General features: G+C 73.6%; 13 protein-coding genes and 3 pseudogenes. 6 read left to right on the forward strand and 10 right to left on the reverse strand.

From position 1 onward, the window contains the following. Positions 1-31: 31 nt before the first annotated feature. A complete protein-coding gene (locus AVW11_RS17940; protein ID WP_060177661.1) occupies positions 32-244 on the forward strand; it encodes a hypothetical protein in 213 nt (70 codons plus the stop codon). 39 nt (positions 245-283) lie between these two features. On the opposite strand, the gene AVW11_RS17945 is transcribed toward AVW11_RS17940, so the two are convergent. Further along, a complete protein-coding gene (locus AVW11_RS17945) occupies positions 284-670 on the reverse strand; it encodes a DUF6223 family protein (protein WP_076044694.1) in 387 nt (128 codons plus the stop codon). A 70-nt stretch (positions 671-740) separates the two neighbouring features. Further along, a complete protein-coding gene (locus AVW11_RS17950) occupies positions 741-1,091 on the reverse strand; it encodes a hypothetical protein (RefSeq protein ID WP_076044726.1) in 351 nt (116 codons plus the stop codon). A 103-nt stretch (positions 1,092-1,194) separates the two neighbouring features. On the opposite strand from AVW11_RS17950, the pseudogene AVW11_RS36620 reads away from it, so the two are divergent. Both AVW11_RS36620 and AVW11_RS17960 read left to right on the forward strand, forming a co-directional pair. Then, positions 1,195-1,302, forward strand: a pseudogene (locus tag AVW11_RS36620) (AraC family transcriptional regulator); the annotation flags it as partial. Positions 1,303-1,963: 661 nt separating this feature from the next. Next, positions 1,964-3,553 carry a hypothetical protein gene (locus AVW11_RS17960; protein ID WP_060177657.1) on the forward strand — a complete coding sequence of 530 codons (1,590 nt, stop codon included), beginning with the start codon at positions 1,964-1,966 and terminating at the stop codon, positions 3,551-3,553. A gap of 54 nt (positions 3,554-3,607) precedes the next feature. Here AVW11_RS17960 and AVW11_RS17965 read toward each other — a convergent pair whose 3' ends face one another. After that, a complete protein-coding gene (locus AVW11_RS17965; RefSeq protein ID WP_076044698.1) occupies positions 3,608-5,545 on the reverse strand; it encodes a M20/M25/M40 family metallo-hydrolase in 1,938 nt (645 codons plus the stop codon). A gap of 324 nt (positions 5,546-5,869) precedes the next feature. Here AVW11_RS17965 and AVW11_RS17970 point away from each other — a divergent pair, with 324 nt between their 5' ends. Then, entirely contained in the window at positions 5,870-7,552 is a 1,683-nt protein-coding gene (locus AVW11_RS17970; protein WP_076044700.1) for a M4 family metallopeptidase, read from the forward strand. A 54-nt stretch (positions 7,553-7,606) separates the two neighbouring features. Here AVW11_RS17970 and AVW11_RS17975 read toward each other — a convergent pair. Further along, positions 7,607-8,162: pseudogene (locus AVW11_RS17975) on the reverse strand (TIGR03557 family F420-dependent LLM class oxidoreductase); the annotation flags it as partial. 136 nt (positions 8,163-8,298) lie between these two features. On the opposite strand from AVW11_RS17975, the gene AVW11_RS38030 reads away from it, so the two are divergent. Together AVW11_RS38030 and AVW11_RS17985 are read left to right on the forward strand one after the other, a co-directional pair. Next, positions 8,299-8,883 (forward strand): hypothetical protein, encoded by a 585-nt coding sequence (locus AVW11_RS38030; protein WP_206281909.1) that lies wholly within the window; start codon positions 8,299-8,301, stop codon positions 8,881-8,883. A 187-nt stretch (positions 8,884-9,070) separates the two neighbouring features. Continuing rightward, positions 9,071-9,292 carry a hypothetical protein gene (locus AVW11_RS17985; RefSeq protein WP_076044704.1) on the forward strand — a complete coding sequence of 74 codons (222 nt, stop codon included), beginning with the start codon at positions 9,071-9,073 and terminating at the stop codon, positions 9,290-9,292. A gap of 533 nt (positions 9,293-9,825) precedes the next feature. On the opposite strand, the gene hypE is transcribed toward AVW11_RS17985, so the two are convergent. The 6 genes and pseudogenes from hypE to AVW11_RS18015 form a co-directional block, all read right to left on the reverse strand. Continuing rightward, positions 9,826-10,815 (reverse strand): hydrogenase expression/formation protein HypE, encoded by a 990-nt coding sequence (gene hypE / locus AVW11_RS17990; RefSeq protein WP_199838166.1) that lies wholly within the window; start codon positions 10,813-10,815, stop codon positions 9,826-9,828. 70 nt (positions 10,816-10,885) lie between these two features. After that, positions 10,886-12,028 (reverse strand): hydrogenase formation protein HypD, encoded by a 1,143-nt coding sequence (gene hypD / locus AVW11_RS17995; RefSeq protein ID WP_030852004.1) that lies wholly within the window; start codon positions 12,026-12,028, stop codon positions 10,886-10,888. Beyond that, positions 12,025-12,405, reverse strand: coding sequence for a HypC/HybG/HupF family hydrogenase formation chaperone (locus AVW11_RS18000; RefSeq protein ID WP_051700589.1), 381 nt, complete (start codon positions 12,403-12,405; stop codon positions 12,025-12,027). Before AVW11_RS18000 ends, hypD begins: the two co-directional genes overlap by 4 nt. Continuing rightward, entirely contained in the window at positions 12,374-14,791 is a 2,418-nt protein-coding gene (gene hypF / locus AVW11_RS18005) for a carbamoyltransferase HypF (protein WP_076044706.1), read from the reverse strand. The genes AVW11_RS18000 and hypF overlap by 32 nt, the downstream gene beginning before the upstream one ends. Before the next feature lie 233 nt (positions 14,792-15,024). Then, a pseudogene (hypB, locus tag AVW11_RS18010) lies at positions 15,025-15,831 on the reverse strand (hydrogenase nickel incorporation protein HypB); the annotation flags it as partial. Positions 15,832-15,833: 2 nt separating this feature from the next. Beyond that, positions 15,834-16,229, reverse strand: coding sequence for a hydrogenase maturation nickel metallochaperone HypA/HybF (locus AVW11_RS18015; RefSeq protein WP_030851991.1), 396 nt, complete (start codon positions 16,227-16,229; stop codon positions 15,834-15,836). Between the last annotated feature and the right edge of the window lie 80 nt (positions 16,230-16,309).

Genomic DNA, 16,309 nt, shown 5'->3' on the forward strand with positions numbered 1-16,309 from the left:
GTTCGACGGGGAGTGGTTCGACGGGAGAATCGTGGCCAGGGAGGCGGGCAGACTCCTGGCGCTCCACCGGCGGCTGGCGCCGGCCGTCGGCTCCCGCAACGCCGTGCTGGCGGTGCCGGGCGCCACGGACATGCTGCTCCATCCCATCAGCGTGGGAGCGGAACAGACCGCCTCGGGCCAGTGGATCACAGCCGAACTCTTCGCCGTGCTCGTACCGGACATCAGCCCGTTCGAACCGCTGTAGGGCGAGGATCACGCGCGGGTCGACCACCGTCCTCGGTGATCACGCCGTACGGGTACGGGTACGGGTGCGGGAGCGGGAGCGGGAGCGGGCGAGGCTGCCGAGGAGGATCGCGACGTAGGCGCCCCCGAGGCCGTTCGCGGTGCCGAGGCCGCCTTCGGCGGTGGCTGCGACCGCGGCACCGATGGCCACCGCGAGCGACCCCGCCACGAGCGCGGTGACCGCTCCGTTCCGCCGGGCCCAGGTGAGGACGCGTCCTCGGCCGGTGGTACGGGCCAGCGCGAGGCCGCCGCCCACCGAGCCGAGGAGGCCGGTCAGCGCCGACACAATGGCTCCGATCCGGCCGAGGCTCACGGTGTACACGTCTGCGGCGACCGTGTGGAGGGTGGCGTCGGTGGCGGCGACGGAGAGTACGGATGGGAGGGACATGGGTGGTCCTGCCTTTCGGAAGGTGGTCCGGACGGGGCGTTGCCGTGCGGGTGGCGCCGCGGGACACCCTCTAGGAACGGGCGGGCGGGCGCAGCAGCGGGCGCGGGGACAGCGATCCGACCAGGGCCAGGGTGCTGAGGGCGAACATCACCACGCCCAGGGGGACGTGCAGCGAGGCCACGTGCGCGACGCCCAGCGCGACCTGGGCCGAGGCGAGGACGAGGAAGCCGGTGGAGTGCAGGATGGGGCGCGGGGATCCGCCGCCCGGGCGCCAGGCGAGGACCGTGGCGAGGACGTACAGCATGGCGGCCCCGTACATCACCTTCGATCCGTAGTCGTGCAGCATGTAGGCGCGGGACGAGGTCAGCAGGAGGCCCGCGGTGGAGGCCTGGAAGAAGAGCGCGAGGGTCTGCAGGATCATCGCGGTCTTGAGGAAGGTGCCGCCGCGCGGCGCCGCGGTCGTCTGTCCGGTCACGGTGTGGTTCGGCCTCTCCGGTCGTGTGCGGTGGTGCGGGGTGGCAGGCGCGACGGCCACCGGTATGGGCACCGCCACCACCCTGCGCCGTCACTTCGCCCGGACGGTCGGCGTCCCGCCGGACACCTACCGCCGCACCTTCCGTACCCGTACCCGTGGCCGTACCAGGACCGGGACCGGGACCGGGACCGGGACCGGGACCGGGACCGGGACCGGGACCGGGACCGGGACCGGGACCGCCCTGCCGGGCGACACCGCTGCCGAGGTCCTCGTCCGGCTCGGGTAGCGGTGATCCGCTCTCCCCTGCAGTCGAGGTCCTGCACGGCGGCCCGGCCCCGGCGCGCACGGGGAACCGCGGTCATACCGTCCCGTCGCCTTCGGGGTCCCGCGCCCGGCCGGCGTCGGCCCCGGGCGCGATGGTGCCGCTCGCGCAGCTGCGCCGCGATCGCGAAGACCGCGAGGGCGAAGCCCACGGCCTGGGCCAGCTCGGGCTGGAGGACGGCCAGCACGAGTGCGGCGAGTGCTGCCACCGCCACCGCCAGCCCGCTCACCACCGCGGTGGCGCGGATGCGGCGTGGGCGGCAAGGGCGGCGCTGCTGCGAGTTCTCTCCCATGACCGCGGATCCCTTCGTCGTGGCTGTTGTGCCTCCGACGATCCCCGGCCGACGGGCCCGGATGACGGTTCCCGGACCGTCCCGGATCACACCGGACGGATCCGGACCGTCCACCGAGTCCGGGTCACGGTTCCGGCGTTTGCCGTACCCGCGCGGCTCCGCTGCGCGAGAATCGGTCCCCGGCGATGACGGGAGGGCCGCGCGATGGCGGACGAGAACCTTGAGAGGGACGCCAAGTCCAACTTCCTCGGGATGCTTCGCGAGTTGCAGGACATGGCCGGATTCCGTACGACGGAAGAGCTGTACAGGGCGACCCGGGCCGCCGCCCCGACCGGAAGCGACACGGTCGGACGGAGTGCCTTCTTCGCCAACTACGGAGGACAGCCAGCCCAGTTCCCCGACTGGAACAGGTTCTGCCGCCCGTTCGTCGTCGCCTGCCTCGAACAGGCCCGGACGTCGGATTCCCCCGCCCGGGCGAACGGGCTCACCGACCTGGGCAGCGTCGCGGTCTGGCGCGGCCTGCATCACCGCGCCGAGCGCGGTGAGATCGTCGATCTGCCGTTCACCATGCCCAGTCCTCCGGACAAGGCGCCGGCTCCGTCCGCGAAGGCAAGGGCCGCGAGGGCGCAGCGAGCCCGGACACGGTCCGAGATCCTGTCCGATGTGGGGATGGTGGAGACGTTACGCGCCCTCTACCCGCGGCATTGCATGGTCGAGCTGTGGGGTCAGACCATGCCGATCTGCGCCTACCCGGCTGCTGCGACCACGGAGCTCGAAGCGGTGCTCGGACGTCTCCACGGTGCGGCACTGCCCCATTGGACCGAGTACGACGAGGAGTTCGACCCTCACGAGGGCCGTGAGGCGTTCGACCGTTACGTGGCGAAGTACGGCGCCATGACGGAAGCCGAACGCCGGGCGTTCTTCTCCGGCCCCACCTACGCCCTGCACGAACTGGACCTGGGTGGGGCCACCGGCCCCCGGCTCGACTGCAAGCTCGGCCGCTACTTCACCTCACTGGCCACGTCCGAAGACCTCGACGACGAACTGATGAACGCGCTCGCCGACGACCCCGGCCGACCGGTCACCCTGGAGCGTTTGAAGAGGCGGCGCTGGCTGCACGACCACGTCGCCGACCCGGTGGTCGACGGGCGGCACCACTCCGCCGCCGTCTCCCACGCAACGGTCGTCATGCTGAGGGCGGGCGACGGCACGTACGACGTACTGCTGCCCCACCGCTCCGAACACGTGGCCACGCACAGCCACTTCAACCACATCGCCCCCTCCGGCATCTTCGCGCCCCAGACGGAGGAGCCTTTTCCGCCCGCCACGGAATTCTCGGTGAAGCGGAACTTCTACCGGGAGTGGGTCGAGGAACTCTACGCGGCCGACGAGCACGAGCGCCCCCGGTTCGTCGGGCCGCCGGATCCGGAGGGCGAACCGGAGGTGCTCCGCCTCAAGGCCATGCTCGGCGCGCAGGCGCAGTTGTACTACACCGGAGTCTCCGTCAACCTGCTGACTCTGCGCCCCGAGATCTGCCTCCTCCTCGTCATCGACGACATGGAATGGCTCCGCCGGGAAATGAGGGAGCGGCGGCCCTTCCGGTTCGGCTGGGAGTACGCGCAGACGCCTCAGACGATCCGCCACCGTGCCACCGGCCAGCCGGACCACTGGAGCCTGCGGCTCGACGCGAACCTGCGTCCGGCGAACGGGCTCCGGCTGAACCCGAGTTACCTCGTACCCAATGCCGCGGCGGCCATCGACCTGGCCGTCGGGGCCCTCGCCGGCAGGAGCTGACGAGGGCCCCGGCGCGGGCCCCGGCGGCCGCCCCGGGCCCGGCGGGCACCGTCCTCACAGACCGGCGAACGTCAGGGCCGCCGCGATGACGGAGCGGGCGACGGCTGCCGCGAACTCCGTGTCGTGGTCCTGGTCGACGAGGGTGTCACCCGGGGTGTGGTACTGCCGTGTGCCGGTCCCCGGGTCTCCGTCGGGCGTGGAGAACAGGTCCTCGGAGACGGCTATGGCCGCCCACCCGCGCTCGTGGAAGCTCGCGTGGTCGCTGCGTCCCGCCGCCGGGTCGTCGAGGCCCGTCAGCTGCTGGACCTTCGCCTCGGAGTCGATGACCGGCACCGTACGGGCGACACGCTCGCCCAGCGCGTCGGACGCGCTCACGACCGGGCCCGACACGAGGGAGCCGGCGTGGATCTCGACGATGGGGGTGCTCCCCGGCTGCCGGCCCGCGATCATGTCCATCTGGAAGACGCCGGCGATGCGGTCGCCCGCCGCCGCGGCGGCGCGTGCGTAGTACTTGCTGCCGACCAGCCCCTGTTCCTCGGCGTTGAACAGCACGAAGCGCACGTTCCGGGTGGGCTTCCGCCGGCTGTCGAGGATCTTCCTGAGGCATTCGGCCGCAGCCATGACGGCGGCCGTGCCGCTGCCGTCGTCGTCGGCGCCCGGCGCGGGGTCCACCGCCGGATCGTAGGGACGCGGATCGCCGTCCGCGTCGAAGAAGAAGCCGTTCGCGGCGGTGGAGTCCATGTGCGCGCTGATGAGCACGGTGGAGTCCGCGCCCGGGGCCGCGTACTCGGCCTCCACGTTCAGCAGCCGGTGGCCGCGCCACAGGAACGGGTGCAGGCGGACGGTCAGCCGCAGCTCCTCGAAGCGGCGCGCCAGCGCCTCGACGACCAGCGCGTTGTCCGCGGCCGCCGCGTCCCGGCTGCGCACCTTCAACGACCCGTCGCCCTCCAGCGGTTTGATGCCGGAGATACGCGCCACGTACCCGCTCAGCGCGTCGGCCGTCACGGCCTCACGGACCGCGGCGATCGTCTGCGGGGAGGGCACGGTGTCGTCGAAGGCCTCCACGAGCCCTGCGGGCGGGCCCTCGGCAGGACGGGCGAGGAGCGCCGGGTCCGGCAGCAGCCGTTCGGTGTGTCCCGGTTTCGCGCCGGGCAGGTGGACCTCCTCGACCGGGGCTCCGGCCGGCGCGGCGAGGTAGACACCGCCGGGCGCGGGCCCCAGCGGAACGGCCGACGGGGCTCCGAGGGCTGCCAGTTCGCCTGCGACGAAGGCGAAGACGGTCGTGGCGCGCAGTGCCGCTTCGGCGTCCGTCCGGCTCGCGGCCGGCGCGTCCGCGAGCCCCTCGACGGGCGGGAGCGGACGGTTGTCGCGGACGAGGAAGGCCACCGTGTCCTCGACGCTGCCCTGCAAGTCGACTGCGTAGCCAGCTTGCTGGAGTGCTTGCACCCCGCTGGTGCTGGCCATGGCGAGTACGAGCCGTGCGGAGGCGACGTGCACCGGAACGACCTCGGCGCCGTTCACGACGGCCTCCAGGCCGGACAGGTCCCGGCCCTCCGGCAGCCCGATCCGGGCCCACAGGACGGGACGGTTCTCGAGGGCCGCGAGGGCGAACACCGGGTGGGGCGCCGTGCGCATCCCCGCTTCCCGGGCGAAGGCGCGCTCCTGGGGGTCCTCGCCCACGTAGACGCACGCGCCGGGCTCGACCCCCCGCGCCTGTGCGCTCGCGACCGCCCGGTCGAAGAGCGTCCGGCTGTCCTTCGGCCCCCAGTGCACGAGATCGTCGTCGGTGAAGCGGCCGGGGAACGCCTGGTGCAGGGCCTCCGCCACGGTGGCCTCTCCCAGCGGGCCGGGGTTGGAGAGGATGCCCTTGGGAGCGTCGCCGAGGGAGTCGAGGGCCGCCATGACACGCGGCAGGGGGTGGAGCGTCAGCGAGTCCCCCTCCAGGCGGGGATCCGCCAGATTTCCCCCTATGTCGAAGTGGAACACAGGCATCTGAAGTCCTCCGTGACCCGGAAGCCCGGGGGGCCGGCGGCCACGTGCCCGGCCGGTGGCCGGGCACGCTGCTCCGAGGACAGGCTCCCGACCACTCCATCGTGGTCCTGCGGCCGGGCCCGCGCAATACCCTGCGAATGCCGTTGAACGTCGCACAGTTGAAGCGAACACGGGTCCGGGTGCACCGTGCATCCCGGCGGGGCCGTCCGCTTGCCACCGGTGTCACCTGATGTGACGTTTGAAGTGAGCACGTGAAGAGAACGCGCGCGCGAGGGGCGGGGCAGCAGCAGCCGGGGGCGATCACGGAGGGTCGTGTGATCAGTCATGTCACAGCTGGAAAGATTCCGCTATCACTTCACCGACGACCCACAGGCGGACGCGCCTCCCGGGCCCGAGTCGGTACGCGGTGTGGGCGCCCCGGAGGGCGTCGACGAACGGAGTTTCAACTCGGCCGAGTCCGCCGCACGCTTCTACCTGGCGGAGAAGCTCGCCGTGGAGGAGGCACCGGCGCTGCGTGAGGCCGTTCGCGAGGACCGGCCCGAGCGGGTGCCCGATCTCGTACTGAGCACGGAACGCCGCCAGGCCGGTACCGGCACCACCCTCGTCCGCTTCGAGCAGACCCGGCAGGAGATCCCCGTCTTCGGCGCCGAGGTGCTGGTCGAGCTCGACGAGAACCAGCGGCTGGTGTCGGTGGACGGCAGACTCGGCGAGGTCGTGGGCGTCGACTCCGTGCCGGAACTGTCGGGCACGGAAGCTCTGGAACGCGTCAGGACGGCGACCGGCACCACGGTCGACGCCTCGGCGCTGCCGCCGCCCACCCTGACGTACGTCAACCGCAACGACCAGTGGCACCTGCGCGAGGTACCGGCCCAACTGCCGGAGAACCGCCGGGAGGCAGGCCAGCGCGGTCATGGCCTCGGGGCGTCGCCGCGCGAGGCATTCCCGCTCACCGGATACCTCGTCGACGCGCACTCCGGCGAGATCCTCAAGTCCTACGGGATGTCCCCCACGATCACCGTACCGATCAGGCTGGAGGGCGAGGACGAGGTCAGCGCCCGGCAGCGGTTCCACGGCAGCCGGCAGAACGGCTCCTTCCTCCTGCACGACAAGTGGCGGCAGATCGTCACCTACGACATGGAATTCGCGGACATCGACACCGCCCCGCCGCCGACCGCGGCGATCGGCTCGCCGCAGGCGGACTTCGGCGCCGGCCACCGGGCCGGGGTCTCGGCGCACGTCAATGCCGAGCGGGTGGAGAGGTACTACCGCGACCAGCTCTTCCGCAACGGTATCGACGATGCCGACATGGACCTGGTCTCCCTGGTCAACTGCACCTACCGCCTGGACGGCCCTGGGCCCGAGTGGTTCAACGCGGTCTGGTTCGACAGGCGGATGTGGTACGGCCAGGTGTCGGAGGGAGGCCGGCTGGTCAGCCTGGCCAAGCATCTCGACGTCATCGCACACGAGATGACCCACGGGGTGATCGAGACCTCCAGCGACCTGATCTACCAGGACCAGTCCGGCGCCCTGAACGAGTCGCTGTCGGACACGATGGGCGTCCTCATCGCCAACTGGTACGAGGCGCCGGACCGCAGCGACGTCGGCACCTGGAGCTGGGAGATCGGAGCCGGGTTGGGCGGCAACGGGAAACCGCTGCGCGACATGAGCGATCCCACCCGGACGGGCGATCCCGACCACATGGACGACTTCCTGGTCACGTCGAGCGACAACGGCGGTGTACACACCAACAGCAACATCCACAACAAGGCCATGTTCAACCTGCTCACCTCGGTGGACGATGAGGGCCGGCCGGTCCTCAAGGTCGAGGAGTGGGCGCTGCTGATCTACCTCGCCCTGGTGCGGCTGCTGAGGGAGTCGGACTTCTCGGACATGCGGCGCGCCCTGCGGGACGTCACCGGCACGTACCTCTTCGGGAACCCCGAGCTGCAGAGCGCCGCGCAGGCGGCGATCGACCAGGCGTACGACAAGGTGGGCATCACCGCCTGACCGCCCCGACCGCCCCGACCGGTCCGAACCGGTCCGACCGGCGCAGCCGGGCCGCGCGGTCCGCCCCGCGAGCGCGCAGGAGGCCGGGCCGGAGGCCGCGATCCCGATCGGCGGCGGTACGTCGGGGAGGTCCCACAGTCTGGCGTCCTCGACGTCGAAGTGGGTGCCGTGATGGCTGACGAGGTCACCGTCCAGGAGGGAGCGCACGATCCCCACCGCCTCTTCGAGCCGCTCCAGACGCACGTGGGCGGCCGGCCAGCCCGGGCCGACGACGTGCTCGTTCAGGTTCTCGCCCGAGCCGAGCCCGAGCCTGAAGCGGCCCTGCGACAGGATCTGCATCGTGGCGGCCTTCTGCGCGACCACCGCGGGGTGGTAGCAGAAGGCCGGACAGGTCACGTACGTCATGAGCGGGATCCGAGGTGGTGGCCTGCGCGGCGGCACCCAGGACGCTCCATACGTAGGGGGCGTGGCCCTGGGAGTCCAGCCAGGAGAAGTAGTGGTCGGAGGCCACCGAGAAGTCAAAGCCCGCCCGCTCGGCCCCCACCACGTGGTCCACCAGGTCCCGGGGGCTGGCCCGCTCGGTCATCATCGTGTATCCGATGCGCACCATGCCAGGCGCCTTGCCACTGCCGCCGCGTCGAAACCTCCGGGCCCGGGGCGCTCGGACCGCTCTGCGCGCTCGGTGGCGGCCAGGCGTGGGTACGGTGTTCGGAGGGGAGCCGCACCGTAGGAAGGCGGTGGCTGCCATGGCACATGTGACGGTGAAAGGGGGCGAGGTCGTCGTGCGGCTGGGGCTGCGCGAGGGCCTGGCCGCGCGGCGGCGACAGATACGGGTACCGGTGTCGGCCCTGCGCGAGGTGCACGTCGAGCGGAGCTGGTGGCGCGTCCTGCGCGGCCGGGCCGGTTCCGGAACGTGGTCGCCGGGGCGGTGCAGCGGGGTCCGCAACCGGCCCGACGGCAAGGACTTCATCGCGGTGAAGGCACAGAGCACGGTGCTCTGCCTGGAACTGGCCGAGGGCGCGCCGTTCCGGCGGGTGGCCGTCTCGGTCCCCGATGCGGCACGGGCCGAGCGCGCGGTGCGCGAGGTGATGCCGCAGGACCCCGGGCCCGAACACGGGACCGGGCCGGGTCCCCGGGACGCGTCGCCCAGGCCAGCGCTCCGGCACGAGGGCGGCACGGCGGACGACCACGGCCGGCAGCCGGGGGTCCCGTCCCGGACGGGCAGCGACGCGGGGCGGCCGCCGCTCGACGCGGAGCGGGTGGAGCGGGCCAACGCGGACCGCGTACGCCGCGACCACGTCGTCCCGGGAACTCCGGGCGCCAGGAGCTGACACCCTGCCGCCCTGTGGCTCAGGGGCTCAGGGGCTCCGCAGGGGCGAGGAGGAGCCACCCATGCCCGTCGGCAGCTCGAACGGTCCTCCCGGGTCGGCGGTGTCTGCGCCGCGCCCGGGTTTGGGCGGCGGCGGAGGGGTAGCCGCAGCTTGGGGACCTGCGCGCACGGAAGGGGTGTGAGCGGTCATGCATGGCGACAGGGGCGAGAAGAGCAGCCGTACGCCGGGCAGCGGGCGCGAGGAGCGGATCCGGGGGCGGTCCCCGAATCCGGACCGGATGAAGACGGGCGGCCGCCCGCGCACCCCGGACGAGATCGCGCACGAACGGGGTCGCGAGGACGCGACGATGCGGGACGTAATGCGGGACCTGGACGAACAGGACCTCGACGATCTGCGCGACGACCGCTGACCGACGGGAAACCACCCCGGCTCCCGCCCGGCCACGCCCTTGCCGCCCGGCGGGGACCGAGGCAGGCCGCGCCCGTGGCCGGGGAGCCGCCGCCGGGCAGACCAGCGCCGGCCAGGCCCGTGCCCAGGCCAGCCCAGCGGCCGGACCCGCGACGGGCGGAGGATCGGCCTTTTGCCCGGAGCCGGACGGGCTCGTGACCAGCCCCGGGCAGGCCGTACCCAGACCAGCCCAGCCCGGCCGGACCCCGGCGGCGCCGGCACCGGGCGGGCACGTGACCAGGTCGGCCCGGCTCGGCCGGACCCCGGCGGCGCCGGCACCGGGCGGGCACGTGACCAGGTCGGCCCGGCTCGGCCGGGCCCCGGCGGCGACGGCGACAGACGGAGAATCGGCCTGTTGCCCAGAGCCGCGCGGGCCCGTGACCAGCGCCGGGCAGGCCCGCGACCAGGTCGGCCCAGCCCGGCCCGGACCCCGGCGGCGTCGGCGAGGCGCGGGGGATCGGCCGGCCTACTGCCCGGAGGCGGGCGGGCGGGGCGTCAGCAGATGCGCGGCAGTTGCTCGCCGATCGGGAGGTCGACCACGCGGGTGCCGCCGAGGGCGGTACGGGCCACGACCAGGCCCGGGTGGGCGTCCACGGCCTCGCCGACCACCGCCGCGCCGCGGCCCAGCGGGTGGGCGCGCATCGCGTCCAGTACGGCCTCGGCGTGCTCCCGCGGCACGAAGGCCACGAGCTTGCCCTCGTTCGCCACGTACAGCGGGTCGAGGCCGAGGATCGCGCACGCGTTGGCGACGGCCGCGGGCACCGGGACGCTGCGCTCGTGGATCACGACACCGGTACCCGAGGCGGCCGCGATCTCGTTCAGGGAGGCGGCCAGGCCGCCCCGGGTGGGATCGCGCAGCACGTGCAGGTCAGGGGTGACGGCGAGCATGCTCTGGACAAGACCGCCGAGGGCGGCGCAGTCGCTCTCGACGTCCACGCCGAACTCCAGGCCTTCGCGGACACTCATGATCGCCACCCCGTGGAGGCCGATCCCGCCGCTGACGATCACCACGTCGCCCGGTACGACCCGCTGCGGACGCAGGTCCACGCCGTCGGGGATGATCCCGATGCCCGCGGTGTTGACGTACACGCCGTCGCCGTGGCCCGCCTCGACGACCTTGGTGTCGCCGGTGGCGACCTCCACGCCCGCCGCGCGCGCCGCGGCGCCCATGGCCTCGGCGACACGCGCCACCACGGACATCTCCACCCCCTCCTCCAGGATGAAGCCGCAGGACAGGTATGCCGCCTGCGCCCCGCTCATGGCCAGGTCGTTCACGGTGCCGTTGACCGCGAGGTCCCCGATCGAGCCGCCGGGGAAGAAGAGCGGACGCACCACGTAGGAGTCGGTGGAGAAGGCCAGGCGGACGCCGCCGAGGGAGACGGCCGCGGAGTCACCCAGCTGGGCCAGCACGTCACCGCCGAAGGCGGGGGCGAAGAGGTGCTGGACCAGCTCCGCGGAGAGCGCGCCGCCGCCGCCGTGGCCCATCACCACGCGGGGGCGGTCGCGCAGCGGGGCCGGGCAGGTCCAGCCGGTGATGTCGAGGGTGGTAGCGGCGTCAGACAACGGGGCTCGCCTCCAGCGGGGTGGTCGCGGCGGAGGGGGCGGGCCCCAGCTCCAGCCGCCGGTAGAGGTAGTACGCGGCGCAGGCCCCCTCGCTGGAGACCATCGTGGCGCCGAGCGGGCTGCGCGGGGTGCACAGGGTGCCGAAGGCCTCGCACTCGTGTGGTTTCAGCAGTCCCTGGAGCACCTCGCCGCTGCGGCACTCGGCCGGCTCCCGGGTGTCGATGCCGCTGACCGCGAAGCGGTGTTCGGCGTCGAAGTCGCGGTAGCGGTCGGACAGCCGCCACCCGCTGTCCGGGATCACGCCGATGCCGCGCCAGGCCCGGTCGGTGACCTCGAAGACGTCCTCCAGCATGGCGAGGGCCGCCGGGTTGCCCTCCGGGCGGACGGCGCGCGCGTAGGCGTTGTCGACGGTGTGTTCGCCGCGTTCCAGCTGCCGCACGGCCCGGCGTACGCCCTCCAGGATGTCCAGCGGCTCGAATCCCGTCACCACGATGGGTACGCGGTGGCGCGCGGCCAGCTCGGGGTACTCGCCGACACCCATGACGCTGCACACGTGGCCGGCGGCCAGGAAGCCCTGGACGCGGCAGCTCGGCGACCGCATGATCGCCTCGATGGCCGGGGGCACCCGGACGTGGGAGACCAGGAGGCTGAAGTTGCGGATGCCGAGCTTCTTCGCCTGGTGGACCGTCATCGCGTTGGGCGGGGCGGTGGTCTCGAAGCCGATGCCGAAGAACACCACCTGGCGCTGCGGGTTCTCCCGGGCGACGCGCAGGGCGTCGAGCGGGGAGTAGACGACGCGTACGTCGCCGCCCTCGCTGCGCACCTGGAACAGGTCGCGGCCGGTGCCGGGCACCCGGAGCATGTCCCCGAAGGAGCAGAAGATCACGTCTGGGCGGGAGGCGATCTCCAGGGCCTTGTCGATGACCTCGAGCGGGGTGACGCACACCGGACAGCCCGGCCCGTGGATCAACTCCACCTGTTCGGGGAGGAGTTGGTCGATGCCGTGCCGGATGATGGTGTGGGTCTGGCCGCCGCAGACCTCCATGAGGGCCCAGGGGCGGGTCACGGTGGCGTGGATGTCGTCGAGCAGCCGGCGCGCGAGGGCCGGGTCCTGGAACTCTTCGATGTACTTCACGGCCGGCCTTCCTCCTGGGCGTACGGGTACGGGTCCTGGACGCGCTGCGCCGCGGCGGCCTCGCCCGCGTACGGCCCGTCGGCGAAGGGCCAGGGCGAGTCCGCGCCGGCCTGGGCGGCCGCCTGCTCCCACGGGTCGCCGAACTCCTCCTGGAGCATGCCGAGTTCCTCGAAGAGCGCCAGGGTCTGGCGGGCCGACTCCTCGTCGAGGCGCTGGAGGGCGAACCCCACGTGGACGATGGCGTACTCGCCCACCCGGAGGTCCGGCAGGTACTCCAGGCAGACCTCCTTCTGCACCCCGCCGAAGTCGACGGTGGCCATGCGGGTGCCGTCCTTCTCCCCGATGTCAAGCACTCTGCCGGGTACCGCCAGGCACATGGGCTTCTCCTTGCTGTGGGTGGCGCGGGTGGTGCGGGTGCTGATCCGGGGTGGCGGCCGCCACCATGAGCTGGCCGAGGGACAGGCCGCCGTCGTTCGGGGGGACCCGGCCGTGGCGCAGGACGGTGAACCCGCCGGCCCGCAGGGTGCGGGCGCACGCCGAGGACAGCAGGGTGTTGGCGAAGACGCCGCCGGTCAGCGCGACGGTGTCCAGGCCGTGCCGTTCGCGGGCGAGTGCGCAGAGCCGCACGACGAGGTCGGTGACGCCGGCGTGGAAGCCGGCGGCGATCAGCCCCGGGTCCGTGCCCGCGCGGACGTCGGCCGCCACGGCCGCCAGCAGCGGCGCCGGGTCGGCGACCACCGGGCCGGTGGCGGGGTGCCGGGGGACGCGCAGCCCGAAGGCGTAGTCGGGGCCGGCCGCGGCTGCGCCGAGGGCGGCGGCCTCCAGCTCGATCGCGGCCTGCGCCTCGTAGCCGGCGTGGTGGCAGACGCCGGAGAGGGAGGAGACGGCGTCGAAGAGCCGCCCCATGCTGGAGGTCGGGACGCAGTTCAGGCCGCGCTCCAGCTGGCGTTCCAGTACGCGCAGTTCGTCGGGCGGGCAGGCGGCGACGCACGGCAGGTCCGGGGTGCGGGCCAGGCCGGCGGCCCACAGGTGGGCCAGGGCCATCCGGTACGGGCGGTGCACGGCCGCGTCACCGCCGGGCAGCGGGACGTAGCCGAGGTGGGCGAAGCGGGTGTAGCGCGCGTAGTCGGCGAGGAGGACCTCGCCGCCCCACACGGCGCCGTCGTCGCCGTAGCCGGTGCCGTCGAAGGCGACTCCGATCACCGGGTGCGCGCCGTCCAGGCCGTGTTCCGCGAGGGCGGAGGCGATGTGCGCGTGGTGGTGCTGCACGCGGACCAGCGGCCGGGATCCGGCGGTGCGCCGCGCCCACCCGGTGGAGCGGTAGCCCGGGTGCCGGTCCGCCGCGAGGAGCGCGGGCGTGACGCCGGTGATGGACTCCAGTTGCCGCTCGGCGCGTTCGAGGGCGTACTGGGTGGCGAGGTCGTCCATGTCGCCGATGTGGGCGGACAGCCAGGCCCGGCGTCCCTCGCCGAGGCAGAAGGTGTTCTTCAGGTCGCCGCCGGCGGCGAGGGTCGCGGGAACGGGCAGGGGCAGGGCCATCGGGAGCGGGGCGTAGCCGCGGGCGCGTCGTACGGTCAGCGTCTCGCCGTCGCAGACCCGCACCACGGAGTCGTCGCACGGCACGTGGATGGGGCGGTCGTGGGTGAGCCAGGCGTCGGCGAGGCCGGCGAGCCGCTCCAGGGCCTCGCCGTCGTCGGTGACGATGGGTTCCCCGGCGAGGTTGCCGCTGGTCATGACCAGCAGCCGCGGGCCCGGCGGGTCACCGGGCAGGCCGAGCAGCAGGTGGTGGACGGGGGTGTACGGGAGCATCACGCCGAGGTCGGGACAGCGCGGGGCGACACCGTCGGCGAGTACGCCCGGCACGCCCGCGAGGTCCGCGGAGTCCGCGGCGGCACGGCGGCGCAGCAGCACGATGGGCCGTACACCGCCCTCCAGGAGGGCGCGCTCCTCGGGGCCGATGTGCGCGTACTGTTCGGCGTCCGCGAGGTCCCGGGCCATCAGGGCGAAGGGCTTGTCGCCGCGGGCCTTGCGGCGGCGCAGCTCGGCGACGGCACCGGGGTGGGTGGCGTCGCAGGCGAGGTGGTAGCCGCCGAGGCCCTTGACGGCGAGGATCGCCCCGGCCGCCAGGAGCCGGCGGGCTCCGGCGATCGGGTCCCCGTCCGGGGCGGCACAGGGGGGCCGCCCGGTGAGCAGCGCCAGCCGGGGGCCGCAGGCCGGGCAGGCGACCGGCTGGGCGTGGAAGCGGCGGTCGGCGGGATCGCCGTACTCGCGGGCGCAGTCGGGGCACATGGGGAAGCGGGCCATGGTGGTGTGGGCGCGGTCGTAGGGCAGCCCGGTGACGATGGTGAACCGCGGCCCGCAGTGGGTGCAGGTGATGAACGGGTGCCGGTGTCGCCGGTCGGCGGGGTCGGCGAGTTCGGCGAGGCAGTCGGCGCAGGTGGCCACGTCCGGGGAGACGAGCGTCCGCGCGGGGCCGCCGGTCCGGGAGGCGACGATGGTGAAGCCGGTGCCGCCCGCGACGGGCACCTCGTGGTGGTCGACGGCGTCCACGACGGCCAGCGGGGGTGCGTCCGCCGCGAGGTGCTCGCAGAACCGGGAGACGGCGGCCGGGGCGCCCTCGACCTCGGCGACGACGCCCTCGGGGGTGTTGGTGACGTGCCCGGCGAGGCCGAGCCCGGTCGCACGCGTGTAGAGGTAGGGGCGGAAGCCGACGCCCTGGACCACGCCGCGGACGGTGACGCGGCGGCGCTGGACCGCCCCCATCAGCGGGGCTGCGCGGCGGGCCGGACGTGCGGGGGCTCGTGAGCGTGGTCCGGACCGGGAGCGTGGTCGGCGTGATCGGAGCCGGGAGCCCGGTCGGGGCGGTGGGGGTGGGCGGGCCCGGGGTGGTGGTGATGGTGGTCGGACCCGTGATCATGACCGTACCCGTACCCGTGACCGTGGCCGTGCCCGTGGCCGTGCCCGTGGTCGTGGCCGTGCCCGTGGTCGTGGCCGTACCCGTGACCGTGGCCGTGCCCGTGGCCGTGCCCGTGGTCGTGGCCGTGCCCGTGGTCGTGGCCGTGCCCGTGGTCGTGGCCGTGCCCGTGGTCGTGGTCGTGGCTCTGCGCGTGCTGCCGCCCGCCGGCCATCACCGGGGTGTGCGTCACCGCCCCGTTCCCGGCCGCCAGCGCCCGGTCCAGCAGGATCCCGAGGCCCTCGCCCCCGCGGGCCGAGGTCATGACGATCTCCACACCGGGATTGACCCGTTCGACGTTGGCGCGGAAGGCCGCCTCGTCGAACTCGACGGCCTGCGCGATGTCGGTCTTGGTGACGACCACCAGCTGCGCCAGCCCGAAGGCGGTCGGGTACTTCAGCGGCTTGTCCTCGCCCTCGGTCACCGAGGCGAGCACCACCCGCAGCGACTCCCCCAGGTCGTAACCTGCCGGGCAGACCAGGTTCCCCACGTTCTCCACGAAGAGGATCCGGGTGTCCTCGGGCAGCCAGCCGTCCAGGTGCCGGCCGAGCATCGCGGCCTCCAGGTGGCACAGCCCGTCCGTGAGGACCTGCTTGACCGGTACGCCCGAACGGGCCAGCCGCAGCGCGTCGTTCTCGGTGGCCAGGTCGGCGGTGAGGGCGGCGACCGGCACCGACCGGCCGCGTGCCAGGAGCAGTTCGCGCTCCAGGAGCGCCGTCTTGCCGCTGCCGGGGCTGGAGAGCAGGTTGACCACCGTCGTACCGCGGGCGGTGAGTCCGGCGCGCAGGGCCCGGGCGGCGTCGTCGTTCTTGGCGAGTACCGCCTGCCGCAGATCGACCACTCGGCACATGTTCAGGCCTCCTCGGGCATCGGTTCGCGGGTACGGGCACCGGCGGGGCCGTCCTCCCAGCGGACGCTGAGGATCTCCAGCTCGCGGCCCGACAGCAGTTCCACGTCCGTGGCCCTGCCGCATCCGGGGCAGCACAGCTCGGGGGGCATCCCCACGGCCCAGGTGTCGGGGCAGGTCGCGCAGCGGGCGCGGGCCGCCACGGATTCGGTGACGAGCTCGGCTCCGTCGAGAACCGTTCCGGCACAGGCCAGTTCGAAGCAGAAGGCCAGCGCGTCGGGAACCACCCCCGCCAACTCGCCCACCCGGAGCCGTACGGACGTGACGGCGTGCGCGCCGGCCGCCCCGGCGGCTTCTTCCACCTGGCCCACGACGGCCATGGCGATCGACATCTCGTGCATCGGACTCCTTCCTGCCGGGGCTCATTACACCGGCGGGGCGGAGGCGGGGCGGTCGGGCACGCCGGTGCGCCGCACCCCCG

This window comes from Streptomyces amritsarensis (assembly GCF_001953875.1).
GTDB classification, from domain to species: Bacteria; Actinomycetota; Actinomycetes; order Streptomycetales; family Streptomycetaceae; genus Streptomyces; species Streptomyces amritsarensis.